Source organism: Parafilimonas terrae, assembly GCF_900115755.1.
Lineage (GTDB): Bacteria > Bacteroidota > Bacteroidia > Chitinophagales > Chitinophagaceae > Parafilimonas > Parafilimonas terrae.
Genome location: NZ_FOXQ01000009.1, coordinates 73,836 through 97,653 on the forward strand (window position 1 = coordinate 73,836; position 23,818 = coordinate 97,653).

Here is a 23,818-nt window from a genome sequence, read left to right on the forward strand (position 1 = left end):
TTGGGTTTCTATGCTGATGGACGACTGCAATAATCCTTACTTCCATTCTCTCTTCATTAATGTAATAAACAACTTCATAAGGAAATTTTCATAGATGTGCTCCGTGCTTCTTTTTCTATAATTGAAGCGAAATATGGGTTGCGGTTTATTTTAATTAATACATCTTCAAATTCATGGATAAATATTGTGCCTAAACCTGCCGACTGCTCTTCATACCAAATAAAAATTTCATCAATATCAATCTGAGCACGCTTTGTGATAACAAGCTCAAAATTTATCATCGTATATATTTTTTCTTAACCTCTTTCCAGGGCAGGGCACCATCCGGCCCTTCTTTATCCAGTTGCAGCCGCTCCTTTATCAAATTCAATTTCCATTCAGGAATTTCTTTTGCTGCAAATTCATCATCGATGCTGTCCAGCAAGTCAAAAGCCAGGGCTCTCTTCTCCTCATTACTTAGCTGCATTAATTCAGATTTATCGTAAGCCATATTTAATTTTTTATAAAATTAAGCAACCTGTTTGAAATACCTTTGTGCTGATGCTAAGCGATAAACTTCAACTCAAAAAATACAAACAATTTTTACAACGCGCTGATAAAAACAAAGTGCTGAAAGCCTTGCCTGCATTGCATGAAGAAGCTTTTGAAAAAATAAATTGCCTTGATTGCGCCGCTTGCTGCAAGAATTATTCGCCGCGGTTTAAAACACCGGATATTAAGCGCATTAGCAAACATCTCAGGCAAAAAGAAAGCGATTTTATTAATACCTATTTAAGGCTGGATGAAGACGGCGATTACGTGGTAAAATCATCCCCCTGCCCTTTTCTCGGTGCGGATAATTATTGCAGCATTTACGAAATGCGTCCTTCAGACTGTGAACGTTTTCCTTATACCAATGAAGATGTATTTATTAAGCGGCAAAACATCACCTTAAAAAATGCAACCTTTTGCCCTATTGTGGTGCATGTGCTGGAAAAGCTTGTGTAAAGTAAATTTTCATTTATTGAGGTTTTCTTCCAAAAGAGAAAACATCGAATGTAGTTGTATTAAAGAAATTATCCTTTGTCATATCAAAAGTTGACATACCAAATTCCTGAAAAGCTTTTAAAAGTTTTAGTTTTCCTCAGCAGGTTACACCCATATATCCATATCGCCGGTTACCCTGGAATGGCCATGCAGTATTACGGCAAAGCCGCCAACAAGACTATACTTTACCTGGTTATTATTTAAAGCATTTATAAAATCACGAAAATCTTCATTAAGAATATTGCCCATTTAATTGCGTTTTGACATTTTGAAACAGTTTCTATCCAGCCGGGACGGATTGTTTTTGTCAAATTGATAGGCTATTGATGTAAGGTAAAGGGCAATAGATAACCTTTCCTGGAATGAATAATTTTTATAATTCCTCACATAATCATCAGCTTCTTCAAAGCTTCTTATTTTAAAAGCATTTCTATCAAGTTTGTATTTATTGCTTTCTGAAGCCATACTCCAAATTTAAGGAATGCAGTTAAGTGAAATAAACCCAAAATTAAGATTCGTTCTTAGGAAAGTTTTCAACTTCCTTCATCAATGCTTGATCTTTAAAAGGGAATTCTTTTTGATAATATGCTTTAATAAAATATGCTATTATTCCTGCAAGAATAATAATGCCTGCAATCAGCATCATGTGTATTTCAGTAGAACGAAAGATAAATAACCACATAGCTATTGCCAGCAAAACAGGTAATGGAAACAAAGGCATCTTCCATTTAAAAAAGTTACGCCCTTTTCTTTTATGCAATAACAATAAACCAATTGCCTGCCCCACAAATTGTATTAATATACGCATGGCCAAAATAGCTGTAATAACATCGCCCAGGCGAAACAACAAACTGAAAATAAAAGCAACACCACCTAATATCAGCAAAGAAATATAAGGGAAGTTTTTGGTGGGATGCAGTTTTGCAAATACAGCGAAAAATGCACCGTCTTTTGCTGCAGCATACGGTATGCGGCTATAACCAAGTGTTGCCGAAAACACCGATGCAAATGCCACCCACAAAATAATGGCCGTTGCAATCATAGCGGCTGTTGGCCCGGCAATAACATTAATGTATTCACTCACCACAAAGCTGCTCCCGGCAATGGTATGCAAAGGCAAAACAGAAGCCACGCTTATATTCATCATTAAATACAAAAAACAAATAACGGCAATGGAAATAAACATGCTGCGCGGAATATTTTTTTCAGGGTTAACAATTTCACCGCCCAAATGGCAAACATTATAATAGCCTAAATAACTGTACACTGTTTTTACGCAGGCAAAACCCAATGCCGCTGCAAAGCCGCTGTTCAGCTCTATATTATCATTCAAATGCTGCAAAGGCATCGTTACATTTCCATGCATAAAGGCGCCGATAATTATCCAGCCCATTATTACAAACACACCAATCCAAAGCATTACGCTTATCTTACCAATTGCTTCTATCTTTCTATACAACAGAAAAACGATAAGCACCACCACAGCGCCGCTTACGATTTTGCTTTCCAACCCGCTTAACGGAACGAGATAATTAAAATATTGTGCAAAACCAATGGCTGCAGAAGCAATAACCAGCGGCGCCTGTATCATAGTTTGCCATACAAATAAAAAGCTCACAGGCATGCCCCATTTTTCGCCGAAACCTTCTTTCAAAAAATTATAGCTGCCGCCGGCAAGAGGAAAAGTTGCTCCTAACTCACTCCACACCATCCCGTCAATAAAAGACAGGACAGCGCCGGCGATCCACGCATAGAGAAATGAATACTCTTCATGCATTTTTTCAACCACAAAACTCATTACCACAAATGGGCCTATGCCCACCATGTCAATCATGTTAATGGCACTGGCCTGTAATAAACTTATTCTGCGGGAAAGATGTGCATTGCTCATTTTAACACAGCAAAATAATAGTATTTGTTCTGAATGCAAGCTATTTGCTACAGTTGGCTTATTTTGCTGTTGCAATATTCATCTATGGCCAAAAACATATATACACAGGAATGGAAAAGCAGCGCCAGTATTTATGAAGTAAATATTCGACAGTTTACTGCAGCAGGAACGTTTAATGCATTTGCCAAACACCTGCCACGCCTAAAAAAAATGGGCGTAAAAATAATATGGTTGATGCCGATAACGCCAATAAGTGTTGAAAAAAGGCAAGGGGCATTAGGCAGTTATTATGCCTGCAGTGATTATATTTCCATCAATCCTGAATTTGGCAGCCTGGATGATTTTAAAGATTTGGTAAAGCAGGCACACGAACAGGGCTTACAATTAATAATAGATTGGGTTGCCAATCATACCGGGTATGATCATCACTGGACAAAAGAGCATTCCGACTGGTATGAGAAAGATGCCGCAGGAAATTTTGTTGAGCGCCATGGCTGGGAAGATGTAATTGATTTAAATTATAAGAACAAAGACCTGCGTGCCGCCATGATTGAAAGTATGCAATACTGGGTGAAGGAGTGCGATATTGATGGCTTTCGCTGCGATATGGCGCATTTGGTGCCACTTGATTTTTGGGTTGAAGCGAGGCAACAATGCGAAACCATCAAACCATTATTCTGGCTGGCAGAATGCGAAGTGCCGGAATATCATAAAGTGTTTGATGTAACCTATGCCTGGAAATGGATGCACGCCACGGAAAAACTGGTAAATAATTTTGCAGGCCTGCACGATTTGAAACTTGTTTTAAAAGAATACCAGGAATATCCGCCCGGCGCATTAAAATTGTTCTTTACATCTAACCATGATGAAAATAGCTGGAACGGGACAGAGTATGAGAAATATGGAAATGCGGCAGCCTTACTTGCGGTGTTTAGCTTTGTGTGGCCGGGAGTGCCGCTTATTTACAGTGGCCAGGAATTGCCCAATTTAAAACGGCTTAAATTTTTTGAAAAAGATCATATTGAATGGAATGAACCCTTAAAACGTGAAAGCTTTTATACAAGCCTGCTGCAGCTTAAGTCTTTAAATACAGCTTTGCATGATGGCGCCCACATGAATGTATTGCCTGCCGAATACAATGATTACATTTTTGCTTTCCTGCGCTATACAGAAAAGAATAAGGTGCTTGTTATAATGAACTTTAGTGATAAAGACAGGCTGCAGTTTAAAATAGCACACCCTTTAATTGAAGGCAGTTTTACACACCTGTTTTCAGGTATAACTTATAAACTTGGCGAAGTTCAAAGTTTTGAACTGCAGGCATGGGAATATCTTGTACTTATTCAATAATCCAGGTGAAAAGTTATTTTCTGAGTTTGAAAAGGATCAAACAAAAAAGCCCCGCAATAGCGAGGCTTTTATAAAAACTATTTTTATTTACGATTTCGTTTCAACGTCACCATCTATGGTAAGTATTACCGGGTATTTAACGTTGAGGAATTTTACCGTAACCCTCTTGGTAAATTTACCGGGGCTTTCAGCATTATAGGTAACTTTTATGGCTCCGTTTTTTCCCTGCTGAATAGGCGTTTTAGGATACTCCGGAGTAGTACACCCGCATTCTGCTACCGCGGTTTCAATTATCAACGGTTTGCCGGTATTATTAGTAAATGAAAACTCGGTGGTTGCCGGCACATGTTGTTTTATTTTACCAAACGAATGCGTAGTTGCCTTAAATACATTAATACTGTCTGATTGTGCATTGGCGCCCGTAATAAACAGCAAAGCAGCTATGCAGCTTAATAGAATTTTCATACTAATTTCCTCCTTGTTTTAACTGGCTCACCGCGCCATTGGCTGGGGCCGCATTATCGGGTGATTTAAAGGTTTCACCGTGAAATTTTATAACCTTGCTTAACCCGCCTTTAAAATAAAGCGTTACCACTTTTGAAAAGTTACCTTCTGTATAACCGTTAAAACCAATAGTTATATCAAAATCCTGGCCGGGAGCATAGGGGCCGGGTTTCCATTTAGGTGTGGTGCAGCCGCAGCCAACCTTTACATCTTCAATCGCTACAGAATCAGCAGAAATATTTTTCATATCGAGGTTAAATTCTGCCGGCTTACCATAAGGGATTTTACCAAAGTCGTGGTCTGTTTCTTTAAACTGGATCACTTTTGAAATGTCTTCCACCGGTTGCGGATCCTGCTGGGCATTAACAGATATTACTCCGGCTAATGCTATCATTAGGGCAAAAACTTTTTTCATGCAAATTGTTTTTAAATAATTGGGCTAAATTAAAAATTATTTACCAAGTGCCCGCTGCGAAAATCTAAGAGTTTCTTAATTCGACCTGTTAGTTGGTTTTTCAAGCCAAAAGTTTAATCAAACAAAAAAATAATAAAAAAACTAACGGTAGTAAGTTTTTGTAAATACATTTGCCCTTTCTATCTGTTTAACTAAAAAAATCCTATGGCAGTTGAAACAGCTTTTGTACCAGCCGCTCAGTTAAAAAAAATCGGGCTGACCGTGCCTCACATTCATTACCAGCTTTCGCCTGATGAACTCACAGAACAAACTTTACACCGCAAAGAAGGTGTGCTTAGCAGTTCCGGCGCATTATGCGTGCTAACCGGCGCTTTCACAGGGAGAAGCCCTAAAGACAGGTTTTTTGTGGCGGACGCAGTTACAAGAAACAGTATAAACTGGAGCGATTTTAATATTGCTATTGATGAAAAATATTTTTTACAGTTAAGGGAGAAATTAACGCGGCACCTCAATTCGCAAAAAGACGTTTGGGTAAGAGATTGTTATGCCTGCGCCGATGAAAAATACAGCTTTCCCATCCGCGTAATTAATGAAAACCCGTGGAGCAATTTGTTTGTCCATAATATGTTTATACGGCCAACCGAAGCGGAACTGGAAACATTCAGGCCCGGCTGGCATATTTTACAGGCGCCTTCTTTTAAAGCCAATCCGGCAACCGATGGCACACGCCAGGAAAACTTCGCTATTATTTCTTTCACTCATAAAACGGTTTTAATTGGCGGTACGGGCTATACCGGCGAAATAAAGAAAGGCATTTTTTCCATTCTTAATTATCTGCTGCCGCGTAATAAGCAGGTATTAAGCATGCATTGCAGTGCCAATGTTGGCAGGCAGGGCGATGTAGCTGTATTTTTTGGTTTAAGCGGAACAGGCAAAACAACGCTGAGCACAGACCCGGAAAGAGAACTCATTGGTGATGATGAACATGGCTGGACAGACACTGGTGTTTTTAATTTTGAAGGTGGCTGTTACGCAAAATGCATTGACCTGAATGAAGAAAAAGAACCCGAGATATTTCATGCTGTAAAACCAGGGGCGCTTGTTGAAAACGTTACATTTTTTGAAGGCACCAATGAGATTGATTTTTCCAGTAAAAAAATAACGGAAAATACAAGGGTAAGCTACCCGCTGGATTTTATTTCAAATGCTGCACATCCCAGTATTGGCGGAACGCCAAAAAATATTTTCTTTTTAACCTGCGATGCTTATGGTGTTTTGCCACCGGTAAGCCTGCTTACACCAGGCCAGGCAATGTACCAGTTTTTAAGCGGGTATACAGCAAAAGTTGCCGGTACTGAAGAAGGTGTTACAGAACCAAAAGTTACATTCAGCACTTGCTTTGGCGCCCCGTTTCTGCCATTACATCCTTCGGTATATGCTGAAATGCTGGGCAAAAAGCTGAAAGAACATAATGTAAATGTGTGGATGATAAATACCGGCTGGATTGGCGGTGCTTATGGCATTGGCAGCCGTATTAAATTAAGTTATACACGTGCTATGATATGCGCTATCTTAAATGGCAATCTTAAGAAAGCAACATTTGAAAAACATCCTGTATTTGGTATGATGATGCCTTGTACTTGTCCCGGTGTGCCGCAGGAAATATTAAATCCGCGGAATACGTGGCCAGATAAAAATGAATACGATAAACAGGCAAATATGCTTGCCGGTTTATTTATAAAAAACTTTGAAAAATATGCGCCGAAAGTGTCAGAAGAAATTTTAAATGCGGCGCCCGCAGTTGTCTAAAGTGTCGTTCAGTTTGTCTTGTAAAAAAAAGAGGCTGCCTTAAACAGCCTCTTTCTTTTTTAATAAGTAATACAATTTTTAATTTACAGGTATATCCTGTTGTGGTGTTTCCTTGCCAGGAATCACCGGCAAGCTTATCTGCAATACACCATCAATATAATTTGCGCTGATATTGTTTGCATCAATAGAATCGTCAATGGTGAATGTGCGTTCAAAAGCGCCGCGGCTGTATTCTTTCTTAAGCCAGTCAGGGCTTTGCAAACCTTCCTGTGGCTTATAAGAAACAACCAGTTCGTTGCCCTGTGTTTTTACATTGAAATTTTCTTTAACCCTGCCCGGTGCAAAAATCATTATTTCAAAACTGTTTTCAGTTTTATAAATATTTACCGGTGCACGAAATATTGATTGCATAAATGGATGATGATGCCTTCCGCGGGCAGCACGCATAAATGGTGCAAATGAATGTTTGTTGTACATACTTCTCTCTTTTTTGTTTTACTATAATTAATAACTGTAGCCTGAATCCCTGTCTTGCCTGTTTTCGTTCTGCAGGTTTTTATCATCGCGGTTATGATGATCATAATAACGATCATCGCAATGATGAAACCGTTCATATCGTGCAAAGCGGTTGTGGTAATAACCAGGCCTGCCCAATGCCATGTTTAAACTGATAATGGTTATAATGGCTGATATAAATCCTATAAAAAATAATCCACCTCTTCTCATAATTGAAATTTTTTAAATGATGCACTATTCAGATGCAATGTTTGTTTTAAATAACTCGCTTTCCATTTTCTGAATGAAAGTTTTACGTTCTTCTTCGCTCATGCTTTGCCAGCGCTGTGTGTAAGATGGGTTCCAGAAATAATGACCGCCAAAGTTTCTCCGCCCATATCCCCTGCTCCATCTTTTCCACGTAAAAGCGCGTATAATGAAGAATATTAAAAAGAAGCCAAAAAAGAAACGAAATGGAAATGGAATAAAAAATATTGCTGCACCGGCAAGTATGCCAAATGCTATTGCTTTTAAAATTTGTGTTGTCTTCATAAAATAAATTTTCTAAATGAGTATTTATTAAGAAGACGAACAGAAAGAAGAATTACTTTAAAACATCTGAATTTTTTTTGTAAAAAGAACCACTCAGGTATTCACCTTAATGATTTATGAAATATGGAAAGGTTGTTTGAATTGGTTATGAAGATTGAGTATAGGGTTTTTATGTGGTAAATTTTATTTTTAACCACAGATGCGCAGATAAAAACCTGTGCATCTGTGGCCGGCAAATTCCTCTGAATGTATTATCATTAATAAAGAAACCTATATTGTTTATGTAGCGCTGTAATCAGTTTTCCGAAGCCACCCATTTTTTGGCAACTTCAAGTTCTGATAATCTGAAACCTTTTGTTTCTCCGGGAATAATGGCGCCTATTTTATCGGTAATGGTTTCTACGGCCTGCTCATTCGTTACAATGGCAATTTTTTTCCAGCCCCTGTAGTGTTTCAGGCCCGTCCATGCATCTTCTATCCATGCACCAACAGAAAAGTTTTTTACAGGTGTTTCCAGCATATATAAAAAATGAATATGGCCATGTTCTTTATCTATCCTTTCAACTTCAGGCATCAAAATATTTTTGTAATCATCTTTATCTACTTCGCCTGTGGCTTTAAATGCAGCCACATAATCGGGCACATCAGTAATTTTCGTTAACATAATAAAACAATTTTGCGTTAAGTTAATCGCGGGTTGTCAGTAGTGAGGCGTGCGTGCTGCTTAATAGCAAAACCCGTAATTGCTCACAATAGACCACTCACCATTCATTAATTGAATGTTTAATAAACTGCAAATTGCCTGCCACGAGTATTATCAGCTTACGCGTTTATTATGGAGCAATTTATCTATGGCATCGTTAAAGGAACCTGCACGTATAACTTCACCTGCATTCACAAAATAGATTTCATCAGCATTTTCAATAGTATTAAGCCTGTGCGCTATAATAATGCGTGTTGTGCTTTCAGGAAGTTTGTTTAAAATATCTTCCAGCAGTTGCTCCGTAACTGTATCGATGTTCGCGGTGGCTTCATCTAAAATCAATATTTCAGGATTGCGCAATACAGCCCGCATAAATGCTATTAGTTGCTTTTGACCAAGGCTGATATTATTGCCGGACGATGTAACTTTTGTTTGTAAACCTCCATCAAAAACATCTATAAGGCTTTGCAGGTTTGCTTCATGAATAAGGCCTTCAACCTGTTCATCTGTATAATTTTTATATGCATCATTGCCATATAAAATGTTATCTTTTACTGTGCCTGTAAATAAAAACGGTTCCTGCAATATAAAGCCGATTTTTTTCGAACGGTCTTCCGGCGTGTAAGTGCGGATATCTTTTCCATCAAGAAAAATTGTGCCGTTTACAGGATCATATAAACGTGCAATTAAAGAAGCAGTTGTTGTTTTCCCTCCACCGGTTGGTCCCACAAATGCATACGTTTTTCCTCTGGATAATTTGAGTGAAATATCATGCAATACTTCCTTGCTGTCGTAACCAAAATGTACATGTTTAAATTCAATCAATGCATCAGATGCAGTTGAATGATTGTTATTAATTGCAACAAGATCAGTTTGCATTGAAAGTATCTTAGATATCCTGTCCCAACCTGCCATAGCCACCTGGAAGTTTGTCCATAATGCAGCCAGTTGCCGAAGCGGGTTGTAGAAATAAGTAACATAAGCCAGGAAACTTACCAGCAGGCCAATAGAAAAACTTCCGTTTATAATAAGATAAATGCCAAGGGTTAACACTATTAATTGCGCAAGTCCTGAAAAGAAACTATATACCGGTAAAAATAAATTATTAGCCAGCCCTGCGCCAACGGCTGTTTTATAATTCTGCTGATTAACTTCATCAAAACGTTCCCTGAAATAATCGCGGCGGTTGAAGGCGATGATCACTTTAAAATTATCAAGGCTCTCCTGTATTTCGCCGCTTAAGCTGCCAACACTTTTAAGATTGGTTGCATTCTTCTTCTTTATCCACGGCGACAAAAGTTTTGTAAAAATAAAAATGAGCAACCCGGGTGCAAGCGCCGCCGCACCCAGTTCAAAATGTATGGATAAAAGAAAAATACCAGCGCCGGCCATGGTCATAATGCTGCCAATAAACTGCATAAGGCTTTGAGAAAAAAAGCTGTTTATTTTATCCGTATCATTATTTACCCTTGATATAAGATCGCCTGCTTTATTCGCATTAAAAAAGGCAACAGGCAACGATTGCAGCTTATGAAAAATAGTATTGCGTAAAGTAAATAACATGCGCTGGCTAATGCTGCCCATAATCTTGGTTTGAAAATAACTTGTGAACAAACCCATCAGGTAAATCACCAGCAATATGGATGAAAATACCAACACGCCATTGTAATCTTTATGCTGCACATAACGGTCAATGGTATAACCAATAAGTAATGGCCCGATAAGATTGATTATCGCGTTCAGCAATATAATAGCAAATGCCAGCACCAGGTTCTTCTTTTCATGGGCTATTAACTGCAGCAGGTTTCTGAGCGCAGGCCAGGTAGACAGTTTCTTCTTATTATCAACAATTTCATTAAGATTGTAATTCATAACTGCTGGTGCTTTTTTGTGAATTCAATAATTGAACATATTCAGGGCTCGTGTGCACCAGTTGTTCGTGTTTACCTGTAGCGATAATTTCGCCTTCCATTAATAAAATTATCTGGTCGTATTGCTCAACGGTTGCAATTTTTTGCGTTACAGAAATCAATGTAAGGCCCGGATAATTTTTTTGTATGTTATCAAGAATTTTCTTTTCAGTATTGTTGTCAACACGCGATGTAAAATCATCCAGCAATAAAATTTTAGGATTTAATGCCAGCGCCCTTGCCAGCATAATGCGCTGTTTCTGGCCGCCAGAAAGGCTCGAACCGCGTTCGGAAACAATGGTATCTAATTTACCGGGAAGGCTGTTAATAAATGTTTTTAATTCGGCAGTTGAAATAGCTTTATCAAGTAACTCATCTGTAACCGTATCGCTGAATGCAATGTTTTCGCGTATGCTCATATTAAAAATAATACTGTCCTGGAAAACAAAACCCACCTGCCTGTGAAAAGCTTCGCTGTTATATTCTTCAATTGAATACCCATCGAATTTTATATCGCCTGAAGCAGGTTTTATTAAGCCGGTAAGCAGGTATAACAATTGCGTTTTACCCGCTGCAGTAGGGCCTATAATTGCTATGCGTGAAGAAGGCTCAACGCTAAAACTTATATCTTTTAACACGGGTGTCTGGCCATAAATAACATTTACATTTTCAAGCTGCACTGCGCCTTTAAGCGGTTTTGTTATTGTGCCGGTTTCAGGCGGATCGGGCGCTTCAATTATATTGCTGATGCGTTGGTACGAAGCTGTTGCCTGTGCAATTACATTGCTCATAAAACCAATAACAAGCACCGGGAAAATAAGCATGGCAAGATAACTGTTGAAAGCGGCAAAATCGCCAAGGCTCATGCTGCCTGAAATAACAAAATGACCGCCCAATGCTAATATGGTTAATGCGGCCATGTTTGATGTGAATGTGATAACAGGAATGAGGCCTGCAAATAATTTTAATATAGATAAACCAAAATCCCTTGCCTTTGTATTGGCTTCAAGAAACTTGTTATATTCTGTTTGCTGTGAATTGACAACGCGGATAATAGCAGCGCCTAAAATACTTTCATTAATTACTTTATTCAGCCAGTCAATCACAGCCCGGCTTTGTATAAATAACACCCTTACTTTTTTCAATACCACAAAAAAAGTAACGCCAATTATTGGAATGATGGCTATAACGCATAAGGCAAGTTTCCAGTTAATGGTAAGCAATAAAACGCTTGCGCCGATGATAATGAATGCAGACGATGTAATAGATACAATTGCCTGCGAGATAAACATTTTTATGGAATCAACATCGGCGGTGAGGTTGGTTAATAATTTGGAAGGATTGGCTTCTTCAATAAAGGCATAAGATTGCTTTGATATTTTATCAGACAGTTTTGTGCGCAGGTCTCTTGCCACACGTTCAGAAGCATAAGTTTGAATGATGCTTTGCAGATACGAGAACACAAATATGCTCACAACGGCTATAAGAAATTGCGTTATAGTTGTAGTATAAGAAAAATGTGCTGCACTAAAATTATCAATGCCGGATGCTATGAGTTTTGGTATTAATAAATTTATTCCATTGCTTAAAAGCGTGAACAGTATTAATAATAATACAATACTTAAATAGGGTTTCAGCAAACTTAATATGCCTGGTTTTTTCTTCATGTTTAAGTTGATAGTTTAAGCGCTGGCCTTAATAAGGCAATTATAATCTGTAAGTCGCCTGCTTATATAAAAGGTGCAAAAATATCTTTGTTTGCTATTGCAGGCTTTTATCTTTTAGGTTTAATAGCAAAAACCGTAGGTAAATAATCAAATTAAGCAGGCGAATGAAGTCTTATTCCTGCCGGGGGCCACGGCAGCGCTGCCTCATTGCTTCGCGAAATTTTTCCTTTTCTTCATCACTCATATTTTTCCATTTCTCCCGCAACTGCCAGCCGCGGTTACGCCACATTCCAGGGCCGCCGCGCCCTACAGGCGGCCTTCCGCGAAAACCACCAAACAAAATTTTCGATAAAATAAATAAACCAAGCGCCTGCCAGTAATTAAGCGTTGATGCATGAATGGCAACGGGCATAATTGCGTTCCATAACAACATCACAATAAGCCCTGCTAATAATACAATTGGCAGTATTAAAAACGGGAACGGAAACATTTTTTTATTGCGTGGCATAACATATATTTTAATAATTTATGAATTCATTATACAAGTCTTCAAGCCTTTTGCGCAAATGATTTACTGCATAGCGTTTTCTTGATATGATTGTTTTTAAATTTTCGCCCTGCATATCAGCAATCTGCTGCAGCGTTTTATCTTCCAGTTCATTTAAAATAAAAACATCGCGCTGGTTGGCAGGAAGTTCTTCCAGCGCATTAAAAAATGCGTCCCAAAACAGTTGCTGCAATTCTTTTGTATCGGTATTGCCATCATCTTCAGCCATTAAAATATCAGCAATATTCAATGCATCTTCATCTTCTTCCATGCCGGCATAATCATCAAGGCTTTGTTCTTTTTTCTTGCGGTATTTATCGGTTATTTTATTGCGGGCCACACGGTGCAGCCAGCCGCTCATACTTTCAATTTCATCTGCTGAGGGCTGGTTGCTCAACTGGTACCAAACATCCTGTAAAATATCTTCGGCATCTTCATTGGTAGGCACACGGCTGCGTATAAAGCCAAACAATTGCCGGCTATATGATTTTATAATTTGTATGATATTATTTTTCTCTGCGGCTATTTCAGCCATGCCTGTATAATTTGTAAAGAAGACGATTGAAAAATAAAATTACTTTAATAAAGATGAGATTATTTTAGCCTCAACATTGATTTAGGCAGATTGCAGATTAAAAGATTGCACGGATTGTTTTAACAATCATTATATATTTACAGCCCTTAATCAATAATCTCGATTGCATAAAAAAACATTCTAACGTATGACTGCTTTTACAGGCGAACTTGTAGGAACGGCTTTATTAATTATTCTTGGCGATGGTGTGGTTGCCAATGTTGTATTAAATAAAACAAATGGGTTCAGCAGTGGCTGGATAGTAATTACAATGGGATGGGGCATGGCTGTTTTTACGGGGGTGTTTGTGAGCGCTGCTGCAAGTGGCGCCCACCTTAATCCGGCCGTAAGCATTGCATTGGCTGCAGCCGGAAAATTCGACTGGGGCCTGGTTCCTATATATATTGTTGCACAAATGCTTGGTGCTATGATAGGCTCGCTGCTGGTTTGGATAGCTTATAAACAACATTTTGATGCAACCGAAAATACTTCTACCAAGCTGGCTGTATTTTGTACTTCTCCATCCATAAGAAATGCAAGCCATAATTTAATTACAGAAATAATAGGAACGTTTGCGTTTGTTCTTGCAGTACTGTTTATTGTTTCCCCCGCTGATAAATTAGGTTCGCTTGATGCTTTGCCTGTTGCATTGCTTGTGCTGGGCATTGGATTGAGTATGGGCGGCCCCACCGGTTATGCCATTAATCCTGCAAGAGATTTAGGCCCGCGCATTATGCATGCCATTCTCCCTATAAAAAATAAAGGCGGCAGTGACTGGAAATATAGCTGGATACCAGTGCTGGGGCCAATTACAGGCGGTGTGCTTGCAGCGTTGCTGTTTAAGGTTATTAGTTAATTGGTAAAGGCTTTATATCATATTAACGATACAAAAAATTTATCCAAAATCTATTTCGGTATTATCGCCAATATTCAATGTGCGGCTTAAGCCTTTCACACTGGCATCGCTGCCGATAAGCGAATTGTCAAGCACCACTTCAAACAGGTTAGTATAAGCACCCACAATGCTGTCGCGTATAACAGAATATTCCAGCGTGGTATTAGCGCCGATGGATACATGCGGGCCAACAATAGAATTTCTTAACCTGCAGCCCGGCCCAATAGCTACCGGTGGAATGATAATAGAATTCTCCCTCTGAAGATTTGTATCTACGGTTCCGCCGAATTTTTTCAAGAGAATAGTATTGGTTTCAAGCAATGTTTCTTTCTTGCCGCAATCAAACCAGTTTTTTACTTTGAACGATTTAAATTTTACGCCGCGCCGTATCATACAATCCAGCGCATCTGTTAAATTATACTCACCAAAGCTGGTTATGTTTTGTGAAAACAATTGTTCCAGGCATCCAAATAAAATACCAGTATCTTTTATTTTATAGATGCCTACCAGCGCCATATTACTTTTGGGGATAGCAGGCTTTTCAATTACGTGCTCAATCATGCCTTCGCCATCAATTTCAGCTACGCCAAAATTGCGCGGGTCGTCCACTTTTTTTACACCAAGCAAATTGCCCGGCGAATTAATCACTTCTTTAATATTGTACTCGCAAATAGTATCGCCAAGTGTAACCAAAACTTCGTCATGGCCAATAAAAGACTTGGTTAACTCCACCGCATGGCCTGTACCATGCCGTTCGTTCTGCTGCACAAAATGACAAGTAAGATGCGGGTATGTTTGCAGCACATATTCCTGTATCTTCTCACCCAAATATCCTATTACAAAAATGAATTCATGAACGCCTGCCTCATGCAACTGGTCAACAATAAAACTTAAAATTGTTTTACCGGCAATTGGAATAAGTGCCTTTGGCTGTGTATATGTATGTGGCCGCAACTTAGCGCCTGCGCCTGCAACCGGGATAATCGCTTTCATGGAGAATGTTAGTGCAAGATGTGAAAATTACACTTCCTGCAACGGCGTGAAATTAGTAACTTTTTTCACACACAATAGAATTGTGTTTTTTACATTTAATCCCGCAAAGTTCCGTTGCACATTTATTTTGTAAATGTTAATTAATTTTTATGATTGCATGCGCTGTTATCATTAATCATTAACGGCTTAAATAAGGTTCTTTTTTATGTAATCAATACTTTTTGTAATACTGATGAAAGGATCGCCCGGCGTTATATCCTGTTCAACAAAGAAATATTTTAAACCGGCTTTATCTGCGCTTTTAAAGATGGTTTTAAAATCAATTACGCCGTTGCCCACTTCGGTAAAAGCCTTCTTCGGCGTGTTGTCCATATCTTTTACATGCCATAATGGAAAACGGCCGGGATTTGCATTAAACAAAGCAGTTGGGTTGTGGCCTGCCCTTGTTACCCAGTAAAGATCAAGCTCAAATTTTACAAGGTCTTTATCAGTATTTTTTAAAAGTATATCATAAGGCAGTTGGCCGTTATCTTCTGTAAATTCAAAATCATGATTGTGATAGCATAACTGGATGCCTGCTTTTTTGCAGGTTTCGCCACCCTTGTTTAAACGTTCTGCAAGTAATTTATAATGATCAATATTGCCACGTTCAGCCGGTGAAAGCCATGCACAAACCATGTATTTAACACCAACTGCTTTTGCGTCATCAACCGCTTTATCCCAATCATGCAATATAGTGCCCATAACATCTTTACCATTTTCCTTGTCTTCACCCAGACGGTAATGGCTGCTTGGCATAATTAAACCGTTTTGTTTAAGCAGTGCAGCAAAAGACTTTGCAACCATTCCATAAAAATTTTCTGTGCCGGTATAAGTTGCGCCTTCAACAGAATTATAACCAATAGATGCAACTTTAGCCAGCGTGCCAGCCGGATCTTTTCCCATAGCATCCCTTACAGTATAAAGCTGTAAACCGATGTAGGAATTTTTAAAATGCATAGAGCCGGGCTTAATGAATAATGCAGCAGAAGCAAGGGATGTTGTTTTAATAAAAGATCGTCTTGTTGTCATATTAATTGTTTATCGGTAGAGAGATATTTGTTTTAAAAGCACGGATTAAAGTTATTCACTTTCTGTTGTTGTTACGCGTTCAATTTTTTTGTCAGGAATAATCCACATAATTGCTACGGCCACAAACAGGGAGCCTGCAATAATTGTATTTATATATGCCAAAGGTGCGGCAGCAATGTAAATAATAAAAGATATAATGCCCTTTCTGCGCTGTGCCATCATTATTTGTTTTAAAGCGCCTTCACTTTTATGGCATTTGTCAATCGTTACCTGGAGTATGGTATAAGCAATGCCGCATATTGCCAGTAATATACCATACAATGCTACAGGCAGCGGTTCAAAATGGTTTTCATCCATCCAGCCTGTAACGAACGGGATTAACGATAACCAAAAAAGCAGGTTAAGGTTTGCCCACATTATACCGGCGCTTATATGCTTAACCAGATGCATTAAGTGGTGATGATTGTTCCAGTAAATACCGATATAAATAAAACTTAAAGCATAGGTGAGAAAAACAGGCAGGACATGTTTTAGCGCCTGCATGCTTGCACCTTCAGGTATTTTTAATTCAAGCACCATGATCGTTATAATAATAGCCAGCACGCCGTCACTGAAAGCTTCCAATCTTGTTTTACCCATATTATTTATTGATTTGATTGTTAGGGCCAAATATTTTTGAAGTATATGGCGCCGTTAACCTCGTTTATTTTAAACTCGCATATACCAGTTGTTCAAATTGTTGTGATAACTGGTTATGAGAATTGGGTGTTTGCTGCGTCATTATCAAACATATTAAATGTTCTTTCGGATCGGCCCAATATGTTGTACCGAAAAAACCACCCCAAGCAAAACTTCCTTCGTTGCGGCTGCCGTCTGCGCTGCCTTTATCGGTTGTAATTTCAAAGCCGAGGCCAAAATTATTCTTACCGTTAAAAAGAAAATCAAGTTGCGGGTGCAGCATCATTTGTGTTGTGCGTTTTGAAAGAATTGTTTTGCTGCCATAGCTGCCGCCATTCATAATCATCTGTAAAAAAACAGCATAGTCGTAAGTGGTGGATGATAAGCCGGCGCCACCTGAAAAATAATGTTTGCTGATTAAAGGATAAGTAGGGTCAACACCAAAATTTGTCTTGCTCCAGGGAATAATATTATGCAATGAATCTTCTGTATAAACACTCGTTAAACGATTGGATTTATCAGCAGGCAGGTTGAACCATGTATCATTCATGCCCAATGGTTCAAAAATATTTTCCCGGAGAAAATCTTCAAGGTTCATGCCACTGATCACTTCAATTAAACAGCCGAGCACATCGATGTTCAGGCCATAACGCCATTGTGTTCCAGGCTGAAATGCAAGCGGCAGTTTGCCAAGTGTTTTTACAGTGGTTAACAGGTCAGCATCAATCACACCAAGCCCCGATGGAATATTATTTTTCGCATAAATGGCTTTCATATTATCACTGCCAATGCCTGCGTAATCTATGCCCGCTGTATGTGTAAGCAGGTCTTTTATGGTAATATCCCTTTTAGCAGCAACGGTTGTATAAGTAGTATCTTCAGCATTAAATTTATCTAATACCGTTTCATGTGCAAACTCAGGAATATATTTTGAAACAGGATCGTTTAACGAAAGTTTTCCCTGGTCATATAAAATTAAAATGCCGGTGCTCACAATGGCTTTTGTTTGCGACGCAATACGAAAGATGCTGTTCTTTTGCATTGGTTTTTCAGAAGCTGCGTCAGCATAACCATAACCTTTGTATTGAATGATCTGCCCATTTTTCACAACAATGGTCGCAACGCCTTTTATCCAATTCCGGTTTACATAACCATTCGCCAATGTATCTATATTGGCGAGCTTTTTATAGTCAACATCCGGGTTAGGTGTACTGCCTGTTCTAATAGTTGTTTGTGCATTGCAGGCAATGATGGATAACGCCATGCACACTGCCATGCAGAGCTTTTTTGTTTTGATGATGAAAGTCATACAGCAATTTTAGTTGAGATAAAAATAATGGATAAAAGTCATTGCCTTTGCAAGAAGTTGCATGAAATGTTTTAGCAGGATGATTACCATTATACCGGATCAACATCAGGAACAATATCCACGCTGCTGTAACGCTTATTGAATTTTAAAATAGCGATCTGCTGTTCGGCCTGCATTTTACATTTATTGATAAGTTCTGAATTACGCGGCAACTTCAATAATAAATCCCAGATATATTTATTGCGTAAACGGTTAATTACAGGTTGAGCGGGCCCGGTTATGTATGGTTCAAAATCTTTCTTAATGCCTGCCGTAAAAATATTTGCAGCTTCTTCCGCTATATGATTTTCTTTATGGCGGAAAGAAAAATGAATAAGCCTTGTAAATGGCGGGTAATGATAAAACTGCCTGCTTTGAATATCAAAATCGTACAAGGCTTTATAATCGTGTTCTTTTACAAATTTTAAAACGGGGTGATGCGTATTGCGCACCTGTATCAATACTTTGCCGTTATCATCTTTACGGCCTGCCCTCCCACTCACCTGTTCCATCAGTTGAAAAGCACGCTCATTTACGCGAAAATCAGCAAAATATAAAAGGCTGTCAGCATCCAAAATACCTACAAGGTTCACATGTTCAAAATCCAAACCTTTTACAATCATCTGCGTGCCCACCAGCAGGTTTATCTTTTGCTGTTCAAATAATTTTATCAGCGTGTCATGATTGTTTTTGCCTTTCATGGTATCATAATCCATGCGGGCAACTTTGGCAGCAGGAAATGTTTCAACAACCAGTTCCTCCAGTTTTTCCGTACCGAAATTCTTTTGTTTAAAATCGTGGCTGCCGCATTGCGGGCAGGTATATAAAACCGGATATTCTGTACCGCAATAATGACAAATCATTTTGTTCTTTGCCTTGTGATACGTTAAGGTTACATCACAATTTTTACATTGCGGAATCCAGCCGCAAACATTACAAACCATGTAAGGCGTATAACCGCGCCGATTTTGAAAAAGCAATACCTGTTTATGTTGTGCCAGCGTTTCATCAATAGCTTCTTTCAGTTGCGGAGAAACCGGCACCCTATCTTTGGAAGCAATTTTTGTAAGATCAATTATTTCTATTGAAGGAAGTACTGCATTGCCATAACGTTCTTTCAATTCAACCAGTGCATATTTTTTTGTTTGCGCATTAAAATAGCTTTCAACCGAAGGCGTGGCGCTGCCCAATAAAACTTTTGCACTGCCGCCTGCATTAAACAAAGAAGCATAATAAATTGCCGTATCCCTTGCATGATAACGTGGCGCCGGGTCTTGCTGCTTATAAGAAGCATCATGTTCTTCATCTGCTATAATTAAACCCAGGTCTTTAAATGGCAGGAACAACGCAGAACGTGCGCCCAGCAACACTTTCAGCTCACCGTTTTTAATGCGGTTCCATATTTCAACACGCTCATTCGCATTGAATTTGGAATGATATACGGCAATATAACCGCCAAAATGTTTTTGCAACCTGCGTATAACCTGTGCTGTTAATGCAATCTCCGGCAGCATATATAAAACCTGTTTGCCCTGCTGAATATATTGTTCTATCAGCTTAATATAAATCTGTGTTTTACCGCTTGCCGTAGCGCCGTGTAATAAACAAACATTCTTCTCTTTGAATGAATCATTAATTTCATTTAAAGCAGTTTGCTGCGCAGGTGATAAAGTGAAATCAATATGAATATCTTTTGGCAGGCTTCTTATGCGGTTAATTGAACGCTTTTCTGCAAGCAAAATATTTTTATCAACCAGCCCTTTTAATTGTGCTGCGGCGGCATTGGATTTTTTCAATAATGATGATTGTGTTACTTCGCCATCTTCTTTAATTAAATGCAAATAAGACAGCAATAATTCCATTTGTTTCGGCGCCCTTGTTGAAGTATTGAGTAATGCGGCCAGCTTTTCTTCATCATGGTATTGCGGATGAAGCACAATATAGGTTTCTGTCTTCTCTTTATATTTTTCTTTCAGCTCTTCCCACACATGGCAAACATCTTTTTCAATCAGCTTCTTTATTACCGGGTAAACATACGATGCATCCAGCAACTGCTGCACCTTACTCAGCTTTAGTTCTTTCTTTATGCTTAATGCTTCAGCAACAATATATTCTTTATCATTTAAATTGGTAAAATCCTCATTATGTTCATCATTCCAAACCAAAATAGTTTCGCTTGACAATTTAAGGTTGGCCGGCATGGCAGCCTGCATTACTTCACCCTCGCTGCACATATAATACTCTGCTATCCATTGCCACAATTGCAATTGTTGCTGGTGTAACAGCGGCTCATCATCCAAAATATTAAGAATAGGTTTTGGTTGAAAATCGTTTGGCTTTTGATGAATGAGTTTTTTAATAATGCCGGAATAACGTTTATTTCTTAACTGCACTTCTACGCGAATGCCCGGCTTTGCGGATTGCTGAAATTGGGAGGGGATAAGCCACGTGTAAGTTTGCGGTAAAGCAAGCGGAATAATAATTTCGGCGTAAAGGGTGCCGCCGGAGCCATCATTCCTATTTTCAACTTCATTATTATTCATCCGTATGCGAATATAATAGCTAATATTTTTGAGTGATAAATACAACAGTGGCTTACCAGGTTTTCTTTTATGAGACGGAAGCTTTGTACCTTCTCAATCCTTCCTCCATAACAGCATATACTTTTTGCTTCAATAATTTTATATCCTGCTTATCGGTATAACCTTCAACACTTATTTCATCCAAATAAACACAACGCGAAATGCCCGGCGTTAATGAAAAAATGCTTTCCTGGTTAAGCCTTTTATCATTATCAACAAACAAAATTGGCTTTATGGGCGTTTGCGTTTCAACAGCCGTGCGAAAAGCGCCATCATAAAATGTTTTTAACGGGTTTGCTGTTTCATTAAATGTGCCTTCGGGAAAAATAAAGATAGAAATGCCATGCCCGATGGCCGCTTTCAAAGCACGCAGGCTCTGCGCACGGTGCGCTGCATCGCTTCTGTCAACCAAAATAACTGCCACGCGATAAATAAAACCAAAAACCGGGTAATGCACCATTTCATATTTACCCAATACACGCACCGGCTGGTGCATACACATTACAATGGAAGGAATATCCATGTAAGAAGAATGATTGGCAACAAAAATGTACTGATTATTCCTGTTATGCGGCGCCTCATAAATTTCTTTATGTTTTATCCCAATAAGAAAATACCATATAACACCCCATATATGGCATGTTTTATAAACAAGGTTTCCCGCCTTTACTTTACCCAGGGGCAGGTAAAACAATACCAATACAAAAACGATAAGCATTAAAGCAATGAACATGAGCATTGCATACAACCAATATAAAAACTGAAAAAAGCGAATAAATATTTTCACGCAATCAAAATAAGTATATCATCTGAATTCTGGAATTATTCATTTTTATGTGCCGCTTCCTGCTTTTATGTCGCCCGCAGTTTGCTGTGGTTTTTCATCGTCTTCATGCATTAATTCATGCTGGTACTGGTCTTTAAGATGATGGTATAATGAATGCTTATCCACCAGCAGCGAAGCTATGCTTGCAACGAGGCCTGCAAACATTAAATGAAAAATAAGGTTATTACGGTCAGTCATTTCCAAAACAAGAATGGCACAGGTAAATGGCGAGCGTGTAACACCTGTAAGGAAGCTTACCATGCCACAAAGAATAATAATGTTGGCATCGCTCCCATTTAAATTAAACCAGCCTGATACCAGCGAGCCTATGCTTGCCCCGGCACTTAATGCAGGCGCAAAAATACCACCGGCGCCACCGGCTGTAAATGAGAAAATGGTGCCCGTTATTCTAAGTACCGGCATATACCACGCTGTATATTTTTCTGAAGTAAATAACGCTTTCACCATTAAATCTTTACCGGAACCAATTGAATCCGCACTAAAGAAAAAAGCAAAGCTGGCAATAAGAAGCGCACAAAATACCAGGTATAAAATATGCTGGTATTGAAATTTAAATGTTGACTTCCATTTCTGTATAAGCAGCACAACACGGCTTGAGTATGCACCGAGAAAACCGGCTACAGCGCCCACAACTATCACTACGCTGAATATCCACCATGAAAGCGCATTGATTTGCGGGTAGCCTAAATATAAATATGAGCCCAGGAAGCCTTGCGCAGTTAAACCGGCAATAATAACAGCCGTAAAAATGGCCGTTTTAAAATAACTGAGATGTGTTTTGGTAAGCTCTTCAATAGCAAACACAATACCGCCAAGCGGCGTATTAAATGCCGCTGCAAGCCCGGCTGCAGCGCCGGTCATGATCATAATACGCTTTGAAATTTTCGGGTACCAAGCAGGCAGCCACTCGTTCACTTTTCTGAAAATAGAACCCGCAATTTGTATAGTGGGCCCTTCCCTGCCTATAATGCCGCCGCCCAATGTCATAATTAAAGAAGAAATGATCTTTACGAAAATAACAGGAAGGCTCAGCATCTTTTTTATTTTGCTGTTATACCTCGGCGTGGACAATTCAATAGCTGCCATAACCTGTGGAATGCCGCTGCCTTTTGCATAAGGCGAAAACTTTGCAACCACCCACCATGAAATAATAAAGCAAACAGGTGTTATTATAAAGAAAAGCCAGGAATGTGAATGAAATATCCAGCCTCTTATGGATTCAGATAGCGCAAACATTTTTGTATAGAGAACGGCAATCAACCCTGTTATAATTGAAGCTATCCAGAAAGGCACTGCCTGCAGAATATTACTTTTAATATTTTCATTGCTGATGGCATCGAATGCACCCTTTAGTTTAAGGCGGATATTGGTATAAATTTTCCTGGAAAAATCTTTCATTGATTTTTTTACTGTTGCAATGTGAGGCAAATTTAACAATATGTGTTTCCAATATCCATAATATAAAATCAAATTAATAACATACAGTATTTTTGCAGGCAAATAAAAATTAAAAATGATAACAGTTGAATTAAACCGGGTGCATGGAGATTATGGTTTTGAAGTAAAAGATGAATACGGACAATCTGTTAAAATAGATAACAGCCCGGAGCATGGCGGGGATAATTTTGGCGTAAGGCCAATGCAGATGGTATTAATGGCACTTGCAGGATGCAGTGGCATGGATGTAATATCAATTCTGAAAAAACAAAGACAGGACGTAACAGATTATAAAACTATTGTGCGGGGTGAAAGAGAAGCTGGTGTTGAACCTTCTGTGTGGAAAAAAGTGGAGCTTGAATTTATAATTTATGGCGATGTTGATGAAAGCAAAGCGCAACGGGCCGTTGAATTATCCATCAATAAATATTGCTCCGTAGCTGAAACATTAAGACGGGCAGGCGCTGATATTAAGTGGAGTGTGAAAGTGGAAAAATGAGTGATGAACGATGAGTAGCTGCCAC

The 23,818-nt window shown here is 38.9% G+C and carries 27 protein-coding genes; 5 read left to right on the plus strand and 22 right to left on the minus strand.

Annotation, left to right across the window (positions count from 1 at the left end; translation table 11 throughout):
- Positions 1 to 74 precede the first annotated feature (74 nt).
- Positions 75 to 281, minus strand: a complete 207-nt coding sequence (locus BM015_RS14595) for a hypothetical protein (protein ID WP_090659961.1) — start codon at positions 279 to 281, stop codon at positions 75 to 77.
- Positions 278 to 490 (minus strand): addiction module protein, encoded by a 213-nt coding sequence (locus BM015_RS14600; protein ID WP_090659964.1) that lies wholly within the window; start codon positions 488 to 490, stop codon positions 278 to 280. The genes BM015_RS14595 and BM015_RS14600 overlap by 4 nt, the downstream gene beginning before the upstream one ends.
- 50 nt (positions 491 to 540) lie before the next feature.
- On the opposite strand from BM015_RS14600, the gene BM015_RS14605 reads away from it, so the two are divergent.
- Positions 541 to 987 (plus strand): YkgJ family cysteine cluster protein, encoded by a 447-nt coding sequence (locus BM015_RS14605; RefSeq protein WP_090659967.1) that lies wholly within the window; start codon positions 541 to 543, stop codon positions 985 to 987.
- A gap of 144 nt (positions 988 to 1,131) precedes the next feature.
- On the opposite strand, the gene BM015_RS21610 is transcribed toward BM015_RS14605, so the two are convergent.
- Genes BM015_RS21610 through BM015_RS14615 form a run of 3 tightly spaced genes read right to left on the minus strand, consistent with a single transcriptional unit; the run spans position 1,132 to position 2,917 of the window.
- Positions 1,132 to 1,275, minus strand: a complete 144-nt coding sequence (locus BM015_RS21610) for a hypothetical protein (protein WP_177191917.1) — start codon at positions 1,273 to 1,275, stop codon at positions 1,132 to 1,134.
- Positions 1,276 to 1,491, minus strand: coding sequence for a hypothetical protein (locus tag BM015_RS14610; protein ID WP_090659970.1), 216 nt, complete (start codon positions 1,489 to 1,491; stop codon positions 1,276 to 1,278).
- Positions 1,492 to 1,534: 43 nt separating this feature from the next.
- On the minus strand, positions 1,535 to 2,917 hold the full coding sequence (locus tag BM015_RS14615) for an APC family permease (protein ID WP_090659974.1): 1,383 nt from the start codon (positions 2,915 to 2,917) through the stop codon (positions 1,535 to 1,537).
- Positions 2,918 to 3,001: 84 nt separating this feature from the next.
- Here BM015_RS14615 and BM015_RS14620 point away from each other — a divergent pair, with 84 nt between their 5' ends.
- Positions 3,002 to 4,267 carry an alpha-amylase family glycosyl hydrolase gene (locus tag BM015_RS14620; protein ID WP_090659976.1) on the plus strand — a complete coding sequence of 422 codons (1,266 nt, stop codon included), beginning with the start codon at positions 3,002 to 3,004 and terminating at the stop codon, positions 4,265 to 4,267.
- Between the two features lie 87 nt (positions 4,268 to 4,354).
- Here BM015_RS14620 and BM015_RS14625 read toward each other — a convergent pair whose 3' ends face one another.
- Positions 4,355 to 4,732 carry a DUF1573 domain-containing protein gene (locus BM015_RS14625; RefSeq protein WP_090659979.1) on the minus strand — a complete coding sequence of 126 codons (378 nt, stop codon included), beginning with the start codon at positions 4,730 to 4,732 and terminating at the stop codon, positions 4,355 to 4,357.
- 1 nt (position 4,733) lies between these two features.
- Positions 4,734 to 5,186: a DUF1573 domain-containing protein gene (locus BM015_RS14630; RefSeq protein WP_090659982.1), complete on the minus strand. Its 453-nt coding sequence runs from the start codon at positions 5,184 to 5,186 to the stop codon at positions 4,734 to 4,736.
- Positions 5,187 to 5,390: 204 nt separating this feature from the next.
- Here BM015_RS14630 and pckA point away from each other — a divergent pair, with 204 nt between their 5' ends.
- Positions 5,391 to 6,995, plus strand: a complete 1,605-nt coding sequence (gene pckA / locus BM015_RS14635) for a phosphoenolpyruvate carboxykinase (ATP) (RefSeq protein WP_090659984.1) — start codon at positions 5,391 to 5,393, stop codon at positions 6,993 to 6,995.
- Positions 6,996 to 7,073: 78 nt separating this feature from the next.
- On the opposite strand, the gene BM015_RS14640 is transcribed toward pckA, so the two are convergent.
- The 8 genes from BM015_RS14640 to BM015_RS14675 form a co-directional block, all read right to left on the minus strand.
- A complete protein-coding gene (locus BM015_RS14640; RefSeq protein ID WP_245751439.1) occupies positions 7,074 to 7,472 on the minus strand; it encodes an Hsp20/alpha crystallin family protein in 399 nt (132 codons plus the stop codon).
- Between the two features lie 27 nt (positions 7,473 to 7,499).
- A complete protein-coding gene (locus tag BM015_RS14645; protein WP_090659987.1) occupies positions 7,500 to 7,721 on the minus strand; it encodes a hypothetical protein in 222 nt (73 codons plus the stop codon).
- Positions 7,722 to 7,745: 24 nt separating this feature from the next.
- Positions 7,746 to 8,042, minus strand: a complete 297-nt coding sequence (locus BM015_RS14650; protein WP_090659989.1) for a hypothetical protein — start codon at positions 8,040 to 8,042, stop codon at positions 7,746 to 7,748.
- A gap of 295 nt (positions 8,043 to 8,337) precedes the next feature.
- Positions 8,338 to 8,706: a SpoIIAA family protein gene (locus BM015_RS14655; RefSeq protein ID WP_090659992.1), complete on the minus strand. Its 369-nt coding sequence runs from the start codon at positions 8,704 to 8,706 to the stop codon at positions 8,338 to 8,340.
- Between the two features lie 153 nt (positions 8,707 to 8,859).
- Entirely contained in the window at positions 8,860 to 10,617 is a 1,758-nt protein-coding gene (locus BM015_RS14660; protein WP_090659995.1) for an ABC transporter ATP-binding protein, read from the minus strand.
- Complete coding sequence (locus BM015_RS14665) at positions 10,601 to 12,322, minus strand: ABC transporter ATP-binding protein (protein ID WP_090659998.1); 1,722 nt, start codon at positions 12,320 to 12,322, stop codon at positions 10,601 to 10,603. Before BM015_RS14665 ends, BM015_RS14660 begins: the two co-directional genes overlap by 17 nt.
- 172 nt (positions 12,323 to 12,494) lie before the next feature.
- Positions 12,495 to 12,830 (minus strand): HMG-box domain-containing protein, encoded by a 336-nt coding sequence (locus tag BM015_RS14670; RefSeq protein ID WP_218148504.1) that lies wholly within the window; start codon positions 12,828 to 12,830, stop codon positions 12,495 to 12,497.
- Between the two features lie 10 nt (positions 12,831 to 12,840).
- A complete protein-coding gene (locus BM015_RS14675; protein WP_090660003.1) occupies positions 12,841 to 13,404 on the minus strand; it encodes an RNA polymerase sigma factor in 564 nt (187 codons plus the stop codon).
- 187 nt (positions 13,405 to 13,591) lie between these two features.
- On the opposite strand from BM015_RS14675, the gene BM015_RS14680 reads away from it, so the two are divergent.
- Positions 13,592 to 14,299: an MIP/aquaporin family protein gene (locus BM015_RS14680; protein WP_090660006.1), complete on the plus strand. Its 708-nt coding sequence runs from the start codon at positions 13,592 to 13,594 to the stop codon at positions 14,297 to 14,299.
- Between the two features lie 39 nt (positions 14,300 to 14,338).
- On the opposite strand, the gene BM015_RS14685 is transcribed toward BM015_RS14680, so the two are convergent.
- The 7 genes from BM015_RS14685 to BM015_RS14715 form a co-directional block, all read right to left on the minus strand.
- Positions 14,339 to 15,331, minus strand: a complete 993-nt coding sequence (locus BM015_RS14685) for a sugar phosphate nucleotidyltransferase (protein WP_090660009.1) — start codon at positions 15,329 to 15,331, stop codon at positions 14,339 to 14,341.
- Positions 15,332 to 15,517: 186 nt separating this feature from the next.
- On the minus strand, positions 15,518 to 16,402 hold the full coding sequence (locus tag BM015_RS14690; RefSeq protein ID WP_090660012.1) for a sugar phosphate isomerase/epimerase family protein: 885 nt from the start codon (positions 16,400 to 16,402) through the stop codon (positions 15,518 to 15,520).
- A 51-nt stretch (positions 16,403 to 16,453) separates the two neighbouring features.
- Positions 16,454 to 17,041: a TMEM175 family protein gene (locus BM015_RS14695; protein WP_090660015.1), complete on the minus strand. Its 588-nt coding sequence runs from the start codon at positions 17,039 to 17,041 to the stop codon at positions 16,454 to 16,456.
- A gap of 64 nt (positions 17,042 to 17,105) precedes the next feature.
- Positions 17,106 to 18,389: a serine hydrolase domain-containing protein gene (locus BM015_RS14700; protein ID WP_245751441.1), complete on the minus strand. Its 1,284-nt coding sequence runs from the start codon at positions 18,387 to 18,389 to the stop codon at positions 17,106 to 17,108.
- 89 nt (positions 18,390 to 18,478) lie between these two features.
- Positions 18,479 to 20,971: a replication restart helicase PriA gene (gene priA / locus BM015_RS14705; protein WP_090660017.1), complete on the minus strand. Its 2,493-nt coding sequence runs from the start codon at positions 20,969 to 20,971 to the stop codon at positions 18,479 to 18,481.
- 67 nt (positions 20,972 to 21,038) lie between these two features.
- Complete coding sequence (locus tag BM015_RS14710) at positions 21,039 to 21,743, minus strand: lysophospholipid acyltransferase family protein (protein WP_245751443.1); 705 nt, start codon at positions 21,741 to 21,743, stop codon at positions 21,039 to 21,041.
- A gap of 99 nt (positions 21,744 to 21,842) precedes the next feature.
- Positions 21,843 to 23,255: a chloride channel protein gene (locus BM015_RS14715; protein ID WP_090660302.1), complete on the minus strand. Its 1,413-nt coding sequence runs from the start codon at positions 23,253 to 23,255 to the stop codon at positions 21,843 to 21,845.
- A gap of 115 nt (positions 23,256 to 23,370) precedes the next feature.
- Between BM015_RS14715 and BM015_RS14720 the strand changes: the two genes are divergently transcribed.
- Entirely contained in the window at positions 23,371 to 23,793 is a 423-nt protein-coding gene (locus tag BM015_RS14720; RefSeq protein WP_090660020.1) for an OsmC family protein, read from the plus strand.
- The last annotated feature ends 25 nt before the right edge of the window (positions 23,794 to 23,818 follow it).

Excerpts from the sequence above, each read along its gene's own strand:
- BM015_RS14600 (WP_090659964.1), bottom strand. The coding sequence starts at position 490 with ATGGCTTACGATAAATCTGAATTAATGCAGCTAAGTAATGAGGAGAAG.
- BM015_RS14720 (WP_090660020.1), top strand. The coding sequence starts at position 23,371 with ATGATAACAGTTGAATTAAACCGGGTGCATGGAGATTATGGTTTTGAA.
- BM015_RS14595 (WP_090659961.1), bottom strand. The coding sequence starts at position 281 with ATGATAAATTTTGAGCTTGTTATCACAAAGCGTGCTCAGATTGATATT.
- BM015_RS14650 (WP_090659989.1), bottom strand. The coding sequence starts at position 8,042 with ATGAAGACAACACAAATTTTAAAAGCAATAGCATTTGGCATACTTGCC.
- BM015_RS14630 (WP_090659982.1), bottom strand. The coding sequence starts at position 5,186 with ATGAAAAAAGTTTTTGCCCTAATGATAGCATTAGCCGGAGTAATATCT.
- BM015_RS14640 (WP_245751439.1), bottom strand. The coding sequence starts at position 7,472 with ATGTACAACAAACATTCATTTGCACCATTTATGCGTGCTGCCCGCGGA.
- BM015_RS14680 (WP_090660006.1), top strand. The coding sequence starts at position 13,592 with ATGACTGCTTTTACAGGCGAACTTGTAGGAACGGCTTTATTAATTATT.
- BM015_RS14670 (WP_218148504.1), bottom strand. The coding sequence starts at position 12,830 with ATGCCACGCAATAAAAAAATGTTTCCGTTCCCGTTTTTAATACTGCCA.
- BM015_RS14625 (WP_090659979.1), bottom strand. The coding sequence starts at position 4,732 with ATGAAAATTCTATTAAGCTGCATAGCTGCTTTGCTGTTTATTACGGGC.
- BM015_RS14690 (WP_090660012.1), bottom strand. The coding sequence starts at position 16,402 with ATGACAACAAGACGATCTTTTATTAAAACAACATCCCTTGCTTCTGCT.
- BM015_RS14610 (WP_090659970.1), bottom strand. The coding sequence starts at position 1,491 with ATGGCTTCAGAAAGCAATAAATACAAACTTGATAGAAATGCTTTTAAA.
- priA (WP_090660017.1), bottom strand. The coding sequence starts at position 20,971 with ATGAATAATAATGAAGTTGAAAATAGGAATGATGGCTCCGGCGGCACC.
- BM015_RS14695 (WP_090660015.1), bottom strand. The coding sequence starts at position 17,041 with ATGGGTAAAACAAGATTGGAAGCTTTCAGTGACGGCGTGCTGGCTATT.
- BM015_RS14715 (WP_090660302.1), bottom strand. The coding sequence starts at position 23,255 with ATGAAAGATTTTTCCAGGAAAATTTATACCAATATCCGCCTTAAACTA.
- pckA (WP_090659984.1), top strand. The coding sequence starts at position 5,391 with ATGGCAGTTGAAACAGCTTTTGTACCAGCCGCTCAGTTAAAAAAAATC.
- BM015_RS14620 (WP_090659976.1), top strand. The coding sequence starts at position 3,002 with ATGGCCAAAAACATATATACACAGGAATGGAAAAGCAGCGCCAGTATT.
- BM015_RS21610 (WP_177191917.1), bottom strand. The coding sequence starts at position 1,275 with ATGGGCAATATTCTTAATGAAGATTTTCGTGATTTTATAAATGCTTTA.
- BM015_RS14685 (WP_090660009.1), bottom strand. The coding sequence starts at position 15,331 with ATGAAAGCGATTATCCCGGTTGCAGGCGCAGGCGCTAAGTTGCGGCCA.
- BM015_RS14710 (WP_245751443.1), bottom strand. The coding sequence starts at position 21,743 with ATGTTCATTGCTTTAATGCTTATCGTTTTTGTATTGGTATTGTTTTAC.
- BM015_RS14700 (WP_245751441.1), bottom strand. The coding sequence starts at position 18,389 with ATGACTTTCATCATCAAAACAAAAAAGCTCTGCATGGCAGTGTGCATG.
- BM015_RS14645 (WP_090659987.1), bottom strand. The coding sequence starts at position 7,721 with ATGAGAAGAGGTGGATTATTTTTTATAGGATTTATATCAGCCATTATA.
- BM015_RS14660 (WP_090659995.1), bottom strand. The coding sequence starts at position 10,617 with ATGAATTACAATCTTAATGAAATTGTTGATAATAAGAAGAAACTGTCT.
- BM015_RS14605 (WP_090659967.1), top strand. The coding sequence starts at position 541 with ATGCTAAGCGATAAACTTCAACTCAAAAAATACAAACAATTTTTACAA.
- BM015_RS14615 (WP_090659974.1), bottom strand. The coding sequence starts at position 2,917 with ATGAGCAATGCACATCTTTCCCGCAGAATAAGTTTATTACAGGCCAGT.
- BM015_RS14655 (WP_090659992.1), bottom strand. The coding sequence starts at position 8,706 with ATGTTAACGAAAATTACTGATGTGCCCGATTATGTGGCTGCATTTAAA.
- BM015_RS14665 (WP_090659998.1), bottom strand. The coding sequence starts at position 12,322 with ATGAAGAAAAAACCAGGCATATTAAGTTTGCTGAAACCCTATTTAAGT.
- BM015_RS14675 (WP_090660003.1), bottom strand. The coding sequence starts at position 13,404 with ATGGCTGAAATAGCCGCAGAGAAAAATAATATCATACAAATTATAAAA.